Source organism: Jannaschia sp. M317 (assembly GCF_025141175.1).
Lineage (GTDB): Bacteria > Pseudomonadota > Alphaproteobacteria > Rhodobacterales > Rhodobacteraceae > Jannaschia.
The window spans coordinates 12,900-27,396 of record NZ_CP081159.1; the positions used below are offsets into that span (position 1 = coordinate 12,900).

15 protein-coding genes are annotated in these 14,497 nt (G+C 66.2%); 4 read left to right on the forward strand and 11 right to left on the reverse strand.

The annotated features are described in order from the left end of the window. From K3551_RS19385 to K3551_RS19410, 6 genes are read right to left on the reverse strand one after another with little or no spacing between them, the layout of a single operon-like run. A complete protein-coding gene (locus tag K3551_RS19385) occupies window positions 1-1,167 on the reverse strand; it encodes a CaiB/BaiF CoA-transferase family protein (RefSeq protein ID WP_259920353.1) in 1,167 nt (388 codons plus the stop codon). Window positions 1,168-1,224: 57 nt separating this feature from the next. Continuing rightward, window positions 1,225-1,992 (reverse strand): IclR family transcriptional regulator, encoded by a 768-nt coding sequence (locus tag K3551_RS19390; protein ID WP_259920357.1) that lies wholly within the window; start codon window positions 1,990-1,992, stop codon window positions 1,225-1,227. Window positions 1,993-2,004: 12 nt separating this feature from the next. After that, window positions 2,005-2,754, reverse strand: coding sequence for an enoyl-CoA hydratase/isomerase family protein (locus tag K3551_RS19395; protein WP_259920360.1), 750 nt, complete (start codon window positions 2,752-2,754; stop codon window positions 2,005-2,007). Further along, window positions 2,751-4,043, reverse strand: coding sequence for a TRAP transporter large permease (locus K3551_RS19400; protein WP_259920362.1), 1,293 nt, complete (start codon window positions 4,041-4,043; stop codon window positions 2,751-2,753). The genes K3551_RS19395 and K3551_RS19400 overlap by 4 nt, the downstream gene beginning before the upstream one ends. After that, window positions 4,040-4,522, reverse strand: a complete 483-nt coding sequence (locus K3551_RS19405) for a TRAP transporter small permease (protein ID WP_259920365.1) — start codon at window positions 4,520-4,522, stop codon at window positions 4,040-4,042. The genes K3551_RS19400 and K3551_RS19405 overlap by 4 nt, the downstream gene beginning before the upstream one ends. 19 nt (window positions 4,523-4,541) lie before the next feature. Then, window positions 4,542-5,522, reverse strand: coding sequence for a C4-dicarboxylate TRAP transporter substrate-binding protein (locus tag K3551_RS19410; protein WP_259920367.1), 981 nt, complete (start codon window positions 5,520-5,522; stop codon window positions 4,542-4,544). Window positions 5,523-5,643: 121 nt separating this feature from the next. Between K3551_RS19410 and K3551_RS19415 the strand changes: the two genes are divergently transcribed. Genes K3551_RS19415 through K3551_RS19430 form a run of 4 tightly spaced genes read left to right on the forward strand, consistent with a single transcriptional unit; the run spans window position 5,644 to window position 9,346 of the window. Then, on the forward strand, window positions 5,644-6,756 hold the full coding sequence (locus K3551_RS19415; protein WP_259920370.1) for an extracellular solute-binding protein: 1,113 nt from the start codon (window positions 5,644-5,646) through the stop codon (window positions 6,754-6,756). 3 nt (window positions 6,757-6,759) lie between these two features. After that, a complete protein-coding gene (locus tag K3551_RS19420; RefSeq protein WP_259920373.1) occupies window positions 6,760-7,473 on the forward strand; it encodes an SDR family NAD(P)-dependent oxidoreductase in 714 nt (237 codons plus the stop codon). A 9-nt stretch (window positions 7,474-7,482) separates the two neighbouring features. After that, window positions 7,483-8,502, forward strand: a complete 1,020-nt coding sequence (locus tag K3551_RS19425; RefSeq protein WP_259920375.1) for an alcohol dehydrogenase catalytic domain-containing protein — start codon at window positions 7,483-7,485, stop codon at window positions 8,500-8,502. Between the two features lie 43 nt (window positions 8,503-8,545). Continuing rightward, window positions 8,546-9,346 carry an endonuclease/exonuclease/phosphatase family protein gene (locus tag K3551_RS19430; protein ID WP_259920376.1) on the forward strand — a complete coding sequence of 267 codons (801 nt, stop codon included), beginning with the start codon at window positions 8,546-8,548 and terminating at the stop codon, window positions 9,344-9,346. Here the strand turns inward: K3551_RS19430 and K3551_RS19435 are convergent. The 5 genes from K3551_RS19435 to K3551_RS19455 all read right to left on the reverse strand — a co-directional run bounded on the left by K3551_RS19435 (window position 9,343) and on the right by K3551_RS19455 (window position 14,457). Then, the gene (locus K3551_RS19435) at window positions 9,343-10,449 is read right to left on the reverse strand and encodes a TauD/TfdA family dioxygenase (protein WP_259920377.1); all 1,107 of its coding nucleotides are present in this window, start codon (window positions 10,447-10,449) and stop codon (window positions 9,343-9,345) included. The genes K3551_RS19430 and K3551_RS19435 overlap by 4 nt on opposite strands. A 184-nt stretch (window positions 10,450-10,633) precedes the next feature. Next, window positions 10,634-11,011 (reverse strand): cupin domain-containing protein, encoded by a 378-nt coding sequence (locus K3551_RS19440; RefSeq protein WP_259920379.1) that lies wholly within the window; start codon window positions 11,009-11,011, stop codon window positions 10,634-10,636. Between the two features lie 14 nt (window positions 11,012-11,025). Further along, window positions 11,026-12,018, reverse strand: coding sequence for an ABC transporter permease (locus K3551_RS19445; RefSeq protein ID WP_259920381.1), 993 nt, complete (start codon window positions 12,016-12,018; stop codon window positions 11,026-11,028). Window position 12,019: 1 nt separating this feature from the next. Further along, on the reverse strand, window positions 12,020-13,519 hold the full coding sequence (locus K3551_RS19450; RefSeq protein WP_259920383.1) for a sugar ABC transporter ATP-binding protein: 1,500 nt from the start codon (window positions 13,517-13,519) through the stop codon (window positions 12,020-12,022). Further along, a complete protein-coding gene (locus tag K3551_RS19455; protein ID WP_259920386.1) occupies window positions 13,516-14,457 on the reverse strand; it encodes an ABC transporter permease in 942 nt (313 codons plus the stop codon). The genes K3551_RS19450 and K3551_RS19455 overlap by 4 nt, the downstream gene beginning before the upstream one ends. Between the last annotated feature and the right edge of the window lie 40 nt (window positions 14,458-14,497).

The following is a 14,497-nucleotide window of genomic DNA, read 5'->3' on the forward strand; positions in this document are numbered from 1 at the left end:
TCAGACGGCGTCGGCCTTGTCGATATGTTGCGAAGTATGCGCGCCAAGCGCGGGGGCCCCGACCCCGGAGGTCAGAAGCCCGCCGTCCAATCGGATCGGACAGCGCGTGGTCCTGGCCTCGCGCCCGTCGGCGGTGCGCATCGTCATGAGCGGGGAGAGCGCGGCGAACCCCTCGGTCCGGGACAGCCGCGCCCAATCCAGCACCTCGGCGCACCAGACGTCCGCAGGTTCCAGCACGTCGAGCCAGGCCTGCGTCGGCCGCGTCTTCAGGGCGGCGGCGATGATCGGCTTGATCTCGTCGCGGCGCCCAAAGGCCTCGGGTTGGGCGAAGTCGTTCAGCGCCGGGCAATCCAGCAGATCGGCCAGCACTGCCAGCGGCACCATGGCCAGCGCCAGCCAGCCATCGGCGGTGGCATAGATGCCGTAGGGGGCCGCGCCATAGACGTTGGCGTTGGAAATCTCTGTCCGGCTGGGCAGGGTGTCGTCGTTGAAAAAGGCGGTCAGCTGCTCGAACTGCAGGTCCATGGCCGAGGACATCAAGTCCACTTCGACCAGCCCGCCCTGCCCCGACACCCCACGCCGCACCAGCATCGACAGAATGCCCTGCACAAGGTTGTTGCCGGTCGCGATGTCGAGCAGCGCAAAGCCCACGGGCACCGGCCCCTGTGCCCGGTCGCCCTGCAACCAGCACATCCCCGACAACGATTGCGCCAGCAGATCCTGCCCCGGCTTGTCGCGCCAGGGACCATCATTGCCGTAGCCGGTGACATGGCCATAGACGATGCCGGGGTTCACCGCGCGCACCGTTTCGATGTCCAGCCCGATCCGGTCCATCACACCGGGGCGGAAGTTGTGGATCATCACATCCGCCTCGGCCACCAGCCGTTTGACGGCGGCGAGGTCGGCGGGGTTCTTCAGGTCGGCGGCCACGCTTTGCTTGCCGCGATTGAAGGTGTGGAACAGCAGGGAGCTGTCATCCAGTTTCTGGTCGTTGATCACCAGACCCCGGCACAGGTCCCCGCCCTTGGGGCGCTCGATCTTGATGACCGTGGCCCCCAGGTCGGCCAGCCGCAGCGCGGCGGCGGGGCCCGCCAGGAACTGGGCGAAGTCGAGAACCTTCAGTCCGGCAAGGGGGCGATCTTCGGGGGCCAGGATCGGCAAGGACATCTGTCACACCTGCAAGTTACTTTCATTTGTGAAAATAGCTTGCAGGTGTGCGGAAAGTCAATCGAGTGCGCCCAGCTCATGCGACAATTCGGCGGCCACATCGCGCAGGATGCGTAGCGCCTCATCGGGGCGGGTTTTCTGATCGGCCTGTGCGATGAACCCAGTGGTCAGCGCGGCGACCACGCCCCGGCTATCATGGATCGGCACGGAAAAGTTGCGCACCCCGTCGACCAGCCGGCTTTCGCTGTCATCGAAGCCTTCGGCGCGGATCTGCTCCATCCGGGTGGCAATGGCCGGGCGCGCGTCTTCGTCGAGGCGACGCAGGAACCGTGTCTGGACCGCCTCGGGCGAGAGCGCCAGGACCACCATCCCGGTCGAGGTCTGTTCCACCGGGAACATCGCCCCGATGCGCACCGAATATCCCGCAGGCCGGGGGCTTTTGACCGAGGCGAGGATCAGCACGTTGGCCCGGTTCAGGACGCCCAGGTGACATGATTGTTCCGTCAGGGCCGCGTAGCGTTCCATCAAGGGCACGGCTGCGCGGATCAGCCGTTCGGTCGGGTCATAGCGATGCGACAGCTCGAACATCCGCAGGGTCAGGGCATATCGGTTGGTATGATCGTCCTGGTTCAGATAGCCCCGTTCGCTCAGGTAGACGACGACGCGGTACAGCTCGCCCATGGTCCGACCCAGCCGGTCCACGATCTCGTTCATCGTCAGCCCCTCTGGCGCCTCGGCCAGCAGTTCCAGCACATCGAGCGCCTTCTCGACCGAGGGCACGGTGGATTTATTACGGGTCTTCTTGGGGGCTTGGTCGTCTGCCATGGGACCTCTGGGTCAGGGGGTTCCGTCCCTTTTAGCCGCTTCCACCTTGGCAAAACAGAGCGACATGAGCTCATTCTCAAGGCGCAGCCCCTGATCGACGCTCAGATCCATGGCCCCGCGCACGGCGGATTTGACGGCCTGGGTCGCGACGGTGGAATGCGCGGCGATCTGTTCGGCGACCGCGCGGGCGCGGGTCAGCTCCTCTCCGGGGTCGACCAGGTACTCCACCATGCCGATGCGCGCGGCTTCTTCGGCGTCGAACCGGTCGCCGGTCAACAGGATACGCATGGCCTGACCGTATCCGCACAGCCGGGTCAGATGCTGCGCGGCACCACCCGCGCCGTTCCAGCCCAGCTGCACCTCGGGCGCAGAGAAAACGGCCGTGCGCGACACCACCCGCAAGTCGCAGGCCAGCGCGATTTCCAGCCCCCCGCCAAGCGCCCAGCCCTTGACGGCGGCAATCGCCGGTTTGCGCAGGCCCCGGATCGGCGGCAGGTAGTCGAACCGGTTCCGCCAGGCCCAGAAATCGGCGTAGCCCTCCAGCGCCTTGATGTCGGACCCGGCACAAAAGGCGCGCTCCCCTTCCCCGCGAAAGATCACCACGCGCACCGTGTCATCCGCATCGGCGGCGGTACAGGCGGCGGCTATCCCGCGATACATCTCGGGTGTCAGCGCATTGTGCTTGGCCGGACGGTCCAGCACGATTTCGCCCACAGCACCGTTGGTTTCAAAGCGGACGGATCCGTCAGGGGTCTCGGTCATGGTTTTCCTAAGTCAAAACGCGCATCAGGCAGCCAGAGCGACAGCCCCGGCACGAAGGTCAGGATCAGCAGCATCACCATCAGCAGCGCGTAGAACGGCAACGCGGCCCGGATGAACGCCGGAATCGACACGCCGGTGATCGCGCAGGTGGTAAACATCAGGGTGCCCAAGGGCGGCGTGACGCCCGCGATGGTCAGGTTCAGCACCATGACCACGCCGAAATGCACCGGGTCCACGCCCACCTCGGTCACCACGGGCACCAGGATCGGCGTCAGCAGGATCAGCGCGGCGGACCCTTCGATGAACATGCCGACGAAGATCAGCAGAAGGTTGATGATCAACAACAGCAGGATCGGGTTGGACGTCAGCGCCGTCATCGCATCCGCCACGGTCGACGGGATGCGTTCCCATGTCATGTAGAACCCGAAAGCGTTGGCCATGCAGATCACCAGCAGGATGATCGCCGTCGCTTCCAACGTCTGCGTCAGGATCGGGGCGATGTCGCGCCAGGACAGTTCGCGGTGCAGAACGCCCACGAAGACCGCGAACAAGACGGCCATGGCCCCGGCCTCGGTCGGTGTGAACCAGCCAAAACGGATGCCGACCACGATGCCCACCGGCACCAGCAGGGCCAACCCCGCGCCGCGCAGCGACGCGCCGCGTTCGGCCCAGGTCTTCCGTTTGGGAAATGCCGGTTGCAGGTCCAGAACCCGCGCCTGCCAGGCGACGGTGACCATCATCGCGACACAGATCAGAACACCCGGCACGATGCCCGCCAGGAACAGCCGTCCGATGGAGACGTCGCCCATGAACCCATAAAGGATCAGGCCGATCCCCGGCGGAATGATGACCGAGATGATCGAGGAACAGGCCGTGACCGCGCTGCTGAACGGCGCGGCATAGCCTCGACGTGTCATCTCGGGGACCAGCACCTTGGCCTGCATCGCCGCATCGGCATTGGCCGACCCCGAAACGCCGCCCATCAAGGTCGACAGCAGCACGTTGACCTGCGCCAGCCCGCCGCGCCAATGGCCGGTCATCGCCTCGGCAAAGGCCATCATGCGGGTGGTGATGCCCGCGCGGTTCATCACCACACCGGTCATCACGAACAAGGGGATCGCCAGCAGCGGAAAGGAATGCGTGACCGCGACGGCCCGCTGAATAAAGATCTCGGGCGGCATCGCCCCCGAGGTCAGAAAGAAGATCATCGCCGCCATGCCGATGGCCAGGCCCACGGGCACGCCAATGGCAATGAACAGCAACAACAGAAGGGCAGGCAGAAGCGTCACAGCAGATCCTCCGCCGGGGTGTCGGGACGGGGCCGGATCAGGCGCAGCGCCGCCGAGGCGGACATGACCGCGAACCCGATGGCGCAGGCCAGGTAGACATAGCTGAACGGGATATCCATCACCGGCGAGGGCCGGGTCGCACCCTTGCCCATCATCACAAAGCTGAGCCAGGTGCAGTAGATCAGAAAGGCCAACACCAGCGCATCGCCAAGGCGTCGCACCCAGACGGCCAGCGCTTCGGGCAGCAGATCGACCAGCATCGTGACCCGGATGTGCCGCCCGTCGCGGAAGGCCGTGGCCGCCCCGAGGAAGACGACCCAGGTGAACAAGATGCCGGACAGCTCTGTCGTCCAGACCGCGGGGCGTTCCGTGACATAGCGCGTCAGCACCCCCCACAGAACCGACAGGACGAGGACCGCAAGCGCGGTCCCCGCCACCGTCACCTCTGCTCGGCGGAGCAGCAGTGCAAACCGATCCATGGGCGGGAAACCCCGTAGATCAGTTGTCGAGGATCGAACGGACCTGATCGTACAAGCCGTCGGACCAGTCGGGGAACTTGGTGTAGACATCCGCCGTCACCGCCTGGAACGCCGCCACATCGACATCGCGGTTAAAGGTGATGCCCTCCGCCTCCAGCTTGGCGATCCACTCCTCTTCGGAGTTCAGCATCAGGTCGGTCATGAACACGCCCGCCGCGACGGCTTCTTCGGCCATGACAGTCTGAATGTCGGCGGGCAGGCCGGCAAAAACGTCCGCGTTCATCATCAGGCCGGTGAAGCCCTTGAAGTGGCCTGTCAGGGAAATCGTGCTCTTGGTTTCGTGCAGCTTGGCCCCGAAAATCGACGGCAGCGGCGCCTCGGCCCCGTCCACCACCCCGGCGGACAGGCCCGAATAGACCTCCGACCAGGCCAGCTGCGTCGGACGCGCGCCCATGGCGTTGAACGTCTCGACCCACATGATGTTCGGCGGCGTGCGGAAGGTCATGCCCGCGATGTCATCGGGGTTGGAAATGGCGACATCCGACAGCATGTGCCGCGACCCGAACAGCCAGTTCAGGGCCAGCAGTTCGATCCCCGCTTCGGCGCGCAGCTTGTCGGACAGCCCGGCGTAAAGATCGCTTTCGACGATCTTGGTGAAATCGCGCGGGTCTTCCATCAGGTAGGGGCCACCCAGGACGCCGAAATCGGGCACGAAGTCCGACAGGTAACCGGGGTCGGAAATGGTGATGATCGGGGCACCGGCGCGGACCTGCTCGAATACCTCGGGGTTGGTGCCCAGCGTCGCGTTCGGAAAGATGTCGATGGACACGGCGCCGTCGGTCCGCGCCTCCACCTGGTCCGCGAATCGCTCCATCGCCTGCTGCAACGGCTCCTTGTCGGAGGTCACGTGGGCAAGGCGGAATTCGTAATCGGCAGCCTGCGCAGACAGGCCCCCCAGCAGAACCGCGGACGCGGCAGCGGCGATGGTCTTGATGGTCATGGGTATCCCTCCTGATGCGGTGCGCCGGTCCTCCCCGGCGTGTCCGTCGCGGATGTCGTAGCATTTCGTTTGCGTATTGGAAAGTAACTTTGATATGTGGAAATTAGTGAGGGAGAATAGAATGCAGTTGAAGGGAATGACCTGGGACCACCCGCGCGGCTATGCGCCAGTGGTCGCCGCGTCCGAGGTCTATGCCGCCGACACCGGCGTCACGATCCATTGGGACAAGCGGTCGCTTCAGGCCTTTGCCGATGCGCCGATCGAGGATCTGGCCCGCGATTACGACCTGATCGTGCTGGATCATCCCCACGTCGGTCTGATTGCAGAAACGGGGGCTCTGTTGCCGCTGGACACGCCGGGCGATGCCGGGGCCTCGTTGGGTGGGTCCGCGGAAAGCTATCTCTGGAACGGGCAATGCTGGGCCTATGCCATCGACGCCGCCTGTCAGATGGCCGTGCACCGCCCCGATCTGGCCACCGCCCTTCCCGCGACGTGGGAATCGTTCCTGGCCCCCGATGCCGGGCGGTTCCGGGCGCTCACCCCGCTCCTGCCGGTCGATGCCTTCGACCAGTTCATGACCCTTGTGGCCGGGCACGGCGCGCCCAAGATGCCCATCTCGCCGGATCGCTTCGTGTCCGAGGAAAACGGCCTCTACGCCCTGACGATCCTGCGCGCGCTCTATGACCTAGGCCCGGACGAAGCCGTCGACATGAACCCGATCAAGGTGCTGGAGGCGCTGTCGACCACCGACGACTTCGCCTGCTCGCCCTGCCTGTTCGGGTATGTGAATTATGTGCGCCCCGGTTTTCGGGACCATCCGCTGGCCTATTTCGACCTGCCCCACAGCGCGGGACACGACGGCACCGCCGCCATCCTGGGGGGCGCTGGCATCGGCGTGTCGGCTCGGACCGCCCACCCCGACGCCGCGCAGGCCTTTGCCGCCTGGATCGCGTCAGAGCCGGTGCAATCGGGCGTCTACCTCGCCAATCAGGGACAGCCCGCCAATCGCCACACCTGGCTTGCGCAGCAATCCGACCCGACCGTCGCGCCCTTTTTCAAGGGCGGGTTCCAGACCATCGACACCGCCTGGACCCGGCCCCGCGACCCCTGGTTTCTGGGCTTTGTTGACGACGCCTGCGAAATCATGCCCGCCTTTTTCCGCAAGGGTTGGTCGGTCGAGGCCACGCTGGCCAAGCTCGACACCGCCTACCGCCACCACCGCACGAAAGCCTGACCCATGCCCATCGCGATCATCACCGGGGGCAACAAGGGCCTCGGCCTGTCCCAGACCAAACGCTTCCTTGCCGCCGGATACGACGTGCATGTCGTTGCCCGCACGCCAGGTGACGCCGCCGCGTTGCAGGGTGTGACGTTTCATGAACACGACATCGCCGCCGACACCGAGGCGGCGTTCATCGACCGTATCCACACCGACCACGGCCCCGCCGCCGTGCTGGTCAACAATGCGGGCGTGCACCTGAAGAAACCCATCTGGGACGTGACCCACGCCGAACTCGACCACGTGCTGACCATCAACGTAAAGGCGATGTTCGTGGCCTGCGGGCGCTATGTCGCGCTGCACCGGGACACCGGCGGGGCAATCGTCAACGTGGCCTCCATGGGCGCGATCATGGCGCTGCCGTCTGCCGCGGCCTACGTCACAGCCAAGACGGCCGTGGTTGGTCTGACGCGGTCCGTCGCGGTGGATGCCGCCGAATTCGGCATCCGCTGCAACGCCGTCTCGCCCGGTTTCATCCTGACCGACATGACCCGCGCGATCCTGGAAAAGGACCCGGCCCGCCGAGCCAAGATCGAAGGCCGCATCCCGACCCGCGCGCTTGGCACGCCCGAAGATATCGCCAACGCCATCCACTACCTTGCCTCCGATCAGGCGGCCTATGTCAACGGGGTCAATCTGCCCGTCGACGGCGGCTATGCCATCGGCTTTTAGGACCGCATCATGACCACGCTCACCACCCGCCTGACCGCCGCCAAAACCATTGCCGTGGAACAGACCACGCCCGGCCCCTTGGCCCCCGGTCACGTCCGCCTGCGCCTGGCTGCCGCCAGCCTGTGTGGCACCGACCTGCATTATTACAAGGACTTCGCCAACGCGGGCTTCGTTCTGCGCAACCCGGTGACCCTGGGCCACGAGGGCTGCGGCACCGTCACCGATCCGGGCGACAGCGGGCTGGCCGTAGGGCAGTTGGTCGCGCTGAACCCGATCATGAACTGCGGCATCTGCCCGGCTTGCGCGCGGGGCGAAGTGAACCTGTGCACCGCCAAGAAATTCCCCGGCTCCGCCACCACGGTCCCGCATCTGGACGGCTTTTTCCGAGAGGTGATCGACCACCCCGCCGCCCAGTGCCGCCCGGTGGCAAATGGCGTCGACCCGCGCCATCTGACCTTTGCCGAACCGCTGGCCTGCGCGCTGCATTCCCTCAACAAGGCGGGCGTGACCAAGGGCGACAAGGTGCTGGTCACCGGCTGCGGCCCCATGGGCCTGCTGGCCATCGCGGGTGCGGCCGCGCGGGGGGCCGAGGTGACCTGCCTCGACCTGCGCGAACAGGCCACCGAGGTCGGCCTGCGCGCGGGCGCGGCCCACGCCCTGATCGGCGGACAGTTCGACGAGGCAGAAATCGACGGCACCTTCGACAAGGTGATCGAGGCGTCGGGCGCATTGCCGGCCTTTGCGCTTGGCATCAAGGCGCTGCGCCGCAAGGGCGTGCTGTCGATCCTGTCGAACCTTCAGGTCCGCGAGGCGACCCTGCCGCTGCATCTGGTCATGCTGCGCGAAATCCAGATCGTCGGCTCTTTCCAGTTCAACGCCGAATTCGAAGAGGCCGTCCAGCTGGTCGAGGCCGGGGCCATCGACTTCGAAGCCCTGACCGGCGCCCGCTTCCCCCTGTCGGAGACAGGCGAGGCGCTGGCGACCATGGCGCGGGGCGAGGCCTTTGGAAAGATCGTGATCGAGGGCTGACCCTCCGGTCCCACAAGGCTAAACCTGTGCCGGGGGGGGCGTCATGCGGATCATGTGTTTGAACGGATGGGGCGGCACGCTCCACGCGGAGATCGCGGCCTATCTGACGGCGGAGCGCCCCGAGGTGCTCTGCCTGCAGGAGGTCGTGCACGGCCCCGGAACCGCCCGCGACTGGCTCACCTATCGCGACGGCGACCACGTGCTGCCGCAGCGCGCCAACTCCCTGCGCGACATGCAGGCCGCCCTGCCGGAGCATCAGGCGATGTTCTGCCCCGCCGCACGAGGCGTTCTGTGGGACGACGACGAAGCGGTGCCCTCGTTCTGGGGCCTCGCGACCTTTGTGCACCGGTCCTTGCCGGTTATCGCCCAGGCGCAGGGCTTTGTGCATGGCCACTACGGCACCGACGGCTACGGCGCGCACCCCCGATCGCGCACGGCCCATGCGGTTCGGATATGGGACCACGACGCGAACCGGGCGGTGTCGGTGACGCAGATGCACGGCCTTCGCGATCTTGCGGGCAAGCACGACACGCCGGAGCGTTCGGCCCAGGCGCGCCGCCTCATTGCCCTGTCGGATCGGGTGAGCGAGCCAGGCGATTTGCGCGTCCTCTGCGGCGATTTCAACGTGGGCCCGGACAGCCAGACGCTGACCCTGCTGGGCGACGCGGGCTTCACCGAACTGGTCACGGAGGGCGGCCATCTCGGCACGCGGACCAGCCACTACCCCAAACCCGCGCGCTTCGCCGATTACATGGCGGTGGACGACCCCGGGGCCGTCCATGCCTTCGTTGTGGTGCGCGCGCCCGAGGTCTCGGACCACTGCCCCCTGATCCTGACGCTTTAGCGGGCCAGAACCCGTATCCGGCTGTCCCATTCGCCGCGATCGACATAACACCCCCGCAGCCGTCGGAACCCCGTTGCAGGATCGAACGCCTGCCGCCCGTGCATCACCCGGCGATTGTCGAAGACCACCATTTCCCCGCCCGACAGTTTCAGCGCGATGCCATAGGCCGGATCGCGCGTCATCTGCATGAACACCCGATACGCCCGGTAAAATCCGGTCATCTCTTCGGCGGGCAGGTCCAGAATGTCCGCCAGATGGGCGTTGAAACAGACCTCGGTCACGCGTCCATCGGCATCGGTCCGGATCACCGGTTTGCGCGCCCGGATGTCGGTGTCCGCGTCGTGAAAACGGAATGGCACCTGCACCCGCACCAGCAGATCCAACGCGGCGGGGTCGCGCAGCCGCAGATCCTCTGCCACCGCCGCGCCGTCGCAAAAGGTAGAGCCGCCGCCCGCCGCCTCGTTCGCCAGACAATGCAGGAACTGATAGCCGGGCGGCAGGTCCTGATTGGTCAGGTCGGTATGCAGCGGCAGGGCATCGGCGGTATAGGCCAGGTTGTTCGGGTCCGGCTTGGACACGACTTCGAAGGTGGTGCCGAAGTTCGTCTCGCGCAGGTGACCCACACGCCGGGCAACCGCGACGCCCGCCTCGGGATCATCGGGCAAGCCGGTCACGATGGCGAGGCCGTAGCGTTTGGTCACCGCCAGCCAGTCGGCCAGCGCTGCATCATCCGTCAGCACCGCCTGCGCATCGGCACGGGGGATGCCCTCGGCCGCAATCTCGGCCCGCCAGGGCACCGGTGGGATGTCGGCGGCATCGGCGCGGCGCTGACCGGGCCGGTTGGCGCGAATCCACTCCAGGTCAAAGCGGCTGGGCCTGTCGGCCCCCGGCCAGCGCAGGACCAGCCCGCCGCCTGACACCGCCACATCCTCGGCCATGATGTCCAGCGGCACAGAGGTCAGGTCGAACGCCCGCTCTCCGGTCTGGGGGTGGAATCCGGCGGGATCGGTGTCGCGCAGCCAGATATAGGGATAGGTGCCGGTCACGCCATCGGGCCAGCGGATCGTGAGGCCCGTGGCCTCGGTCGTCAGTTCGGGATGCATCGTCCCCTCCGTCTTGTCTGAGAATCATGTCGGCTCAGACAGCGGGCGGAGGCCACCATTCATGCACCTTTTCATGCGGGTGCCCGCGCAGGCGGCCCAGCACGACAAGGGTGCGGCATTCACGGGGGTGGAAGTGCGCGGCCATGGGACAGCCTAGACGCCCCAGGCCCTTGCGATCAATGCCTCAAAGTCCCGACAGGTCGATGCCCAACCATTCCAGCGGATCACCGTCACCGTTGATCCAGCCATGCTGCGCGTCCGGCGGGAAAACGATCAATCGCCCGGGCGCATAGGTCAACCGCGACGTCTCGACCCCGTCGGCATCGCAGAGCGTCAGAACTCCCTGCCCCGACAGGACATAGAGCAGATAATCAGACGGCCCGGCATGGGCCGGCACCTCGGCCCCCGGGGCCACGCGGCCCCGCGCAACGATCACGCCGCGCACCTCGGCCAGATTGGCATAATCGACGGCCAGCCCCTCCAACGGTGTCAGATCGGGGGCCGGACCCTCTGTCGCGGACAGGCGGTCATTGTCGTGGGCGATGGTGACGATGCGGGACATGGCCGGTTTCCTCCTCAGGCGGTGGTTTCCTTCAGGCGGGCGCGGCGGGCCGCCCGGTCGGCGGCAACCCCGCGCAGGGCCGACCAACGGTCCACCACCACGGCGGCCAGCAACACCGAACCGCGCACCACGTCATAGATATAGGGCGAGGCGTTCATCAGGTTCAGCCCGTTGTCGATCAGCACCAGGAACACCGCCCCGATCACGGCGCCCACCACGCTGCCCGATCCGCCGGTCAGCTTGGTGCCGCCCAGGATGACGGCGGCGATGACGGTGAACTCCGTGCCGATCCCGATGCCCGATTGCAGGCCCCCGACCCGCGCCAGCAGGATCAGCGCCGCGATCCCGGTGACAAAGCCGCCGATGGCATAGACCGCCACCGTCGTCGACCGGATCGGCAGACCGGTTTCCTGCGCCGACCGTGCATTGTCTCCGATGGCCCGGACATAGACACCGAACCGGGTGCGGGTCATCAGGTAGACCCCCACCACGAAGATCAGGATCAAGATCAGGATCGGCACAGGCAGGCCCAGGATGCGCCCGTTGCCCAGGAACCCCATTTCGCGCGGGACCGGGATGTTTTGCGCCCCCGTCAGGTGGATCGCCATGCCGCGATAGATCGAATAGGTCGCCAGCGTCGTGATCAGGGGGGACATGCGGAACACCACGATCAGCACCCCGTTCAACCCGCCCAGCACCGTCGCGCAGATCATCGCGGCGGCAAAGGCCAGCGGATAGGATCCGGTGTCCAGCATCAGCTGCGCGAACAGGGCCGAGGTAAAGAACAGGATCGCCCCGATCGATATGTCGATGCCCGCGGTCATGATGATATAGGCCATCCCGATCGCCATGATCGCCGTGACCGAGGATTGCACCAGGATCGACTGCCCGTTGGACAGGGTCAGGAACACAGGCGACAACACCGACAACAGCAGCGCCAGCAGGACCGTCGCCACCGCGATAGGCAGCCATTTCTGCCTGGATAGGGTCTGTTTCAGAGCCTCCATGTCAGGCCGCCTTTCCGCCACTCGCCGCAAGCGAGATGATCTTGGCCGGGTCGAAATCCGCCCGGTCGAAACTACCGACGATACGGCCCTTGCGCATGACCAGAATGCGGTGCGCCGTGTTCAAAAGCTCCGGCAGGTCCGAGGACACGATCAACACGCCGGTCCCCCCCTGGGCCAGCGCCTCCACCTGGGCGTGGATGTCGAACTTGGCCCCGATGTCGACGCCCTTGGTGGGTTCGTCCAAAATGACCACCTTGGGGTCCGTCGCCAGCCAGCGGCCCAGCAGAACCTTTTGCTGGTTGCCACCCGACAGGTCCGCGACAGGGTTTTCGATGTGCGGCAACGCCACGTTCATTTCCTCGGCCAGGGCACGGGTACGCGCCCCTTCCCCGCCAAAGCCAAGGCCCCTGATCGCCCGTTTGACGAAACGCATCAATGCTGCGGCCGACAGGTTTTCGCGCACTGGTCGGTTCAGGAACAAGCCGTTGGCGCGCCGATCCTCGGGCACATAGACGACGCCGCGCGCCTTCATCGCCTCGACATTGGCCGCGACCTTTTCGCCGCCGACCCAAACCTCTCCGTCGGTCGGGCGCAGGCCAAAAATCGCTTCGGCCACTTCGGTCCGCCCGGCCCCCATCAGACCGGCAAGGCCCACGACCTCACCGCGTTTCACGTTCAGGTCGATGCCTTCGAAATCCGCCGATGACAGGCCCCGCGCCTCCAGCACGACATCGTCGCCCGGCGGGCCGGGGTCGATGCGGGTCTCGCCGATGGCGCGGCCCACCATCATCGATTCCAGCTCTGCCTGGGTGACATCGGCCAGTTTGCCGGCCCCCACCTGCACCCCGTCACGCAGCGTGATGTAGCTGTCGCAGACGCGGAAGATCTCTTCCATGAAGTGCGAGATGAAGACGATGGCCAGCCCCTGCGCCTTGAGCGTGTCGAGAATATCGAACAGCTTGGCGCGTTCCGGCGCAGTCAGGGACGTCGTCGGCTCGTCCAGGATCAAGACGCGTTTCGCCTGAAGCAGGGCCTTGGCGATCTCCACGATCTGTTGCTTGCCCGCACCCAGGGACGACACCAGCGCGGCGGGGTCGATCTCCATGCCCAGGATGTCCAGCTGCGCCCGCGCGATCCGCGACGCCTCAGGCCAGTTCACCGCCACCGGGTGACCGGGCAGATGCCCGATGCAGATATTCTCGGCCACGGTCAGGGCGCCGAACAGGCTCAGCTCCTGATGCACGGCGGACACGCCGTGGGTGTCGCCGTCGATCTTCTCGACCGCCTGCCCCTCGACCAGGATTTCACCGGACGTAGGTGCCAGCAACCCGCACAGCATGTTCTTGGTCGTCGATTTGCCCGCGCCGTTTTCCCCCACCAGCGCCAGAACCTCGCCGGGCCGCAGGTCGAAAGACAGCCCGTCGACGACAGTCTTGCCGGAAAACGCCTTGGACAGGCCCCGCGCACTCAGAACGGGGGCGCTCAGCACCGGATCACTCATGCCCGCCCCCGCGTGAAATGGGTGGCCAGCCAGGTGCCCACGAAGATCAACACGCCCTGCACGATCAATTGGTCATAGAACGGGATGCCCAGCAGGTTCAGCCCGTTGACCAGAACCGACAGCATCGCGACCCCCAGAAGCGTGCGAAAGATGGACCCGTCGCCCCCCTCCATCGAGGTGCCGCCCAACACGACCGCCCCGATGATGATCAGCAGCAGCGTATCGCCCACGCCCGGAATGGCGTTGCCCAGGTTGGCGATGGAAATGAAGCCCGCGACCCCGCCCAACAGGCCGGACACGAGATAGACGCTCATGGTGATGCGCGGCACGTTCAGGCCCACGAACCGCGCCGCCGCCGGGTTGGACCCGGTCAGGAAGATGTTGCGGCCCCAGGTCGTCAGGCTCAGCACAAGGCCCGCGGCCAGAACGAAGACCAGCGCCACCCAGGTCACGGCAGGCAGGCCCAGCCAGACCCAGAACGAAAAGTCGAGCAGCCAGAACGGCGTGCCCTTGACCGCGACGCCCGAGGACAACACGAATGCCAGCCCGCGCGCGATCAGCCCGGTGGCCATTGTCGTGATGAACGGCGTCAGCCCGCCGTAGCCGATCAGCAACCCGTTGACCGTGCCGACCACGCCGCCCACCGCAACGGCGACGACTGCGCCCAGGGCCACGTTGCCGGTCGCGCCCATCACCAGGCCCGAGACGACAGCGCTCAGGCTGATGATGGTGGCGATCGACAGGTCGATACCGCCTGCCAGAAACACGAAGGTCATGCCGAGCGCGGCGATCAGCACCACGGAATTGGCGGCCAGCATCGCCTCGATGTTGCCCCCGGTCAGGAAAAAGGGCGACAGCACCGAAAAGGCCAGCACCAGAACGACCACGATGGGCACGGCTGGATAGGCCCGCAGCTTGGATTGCAACGTAGACAGCATGACAGGATCCGCAGACACGAACGAGGGCACCCGGCCGGGT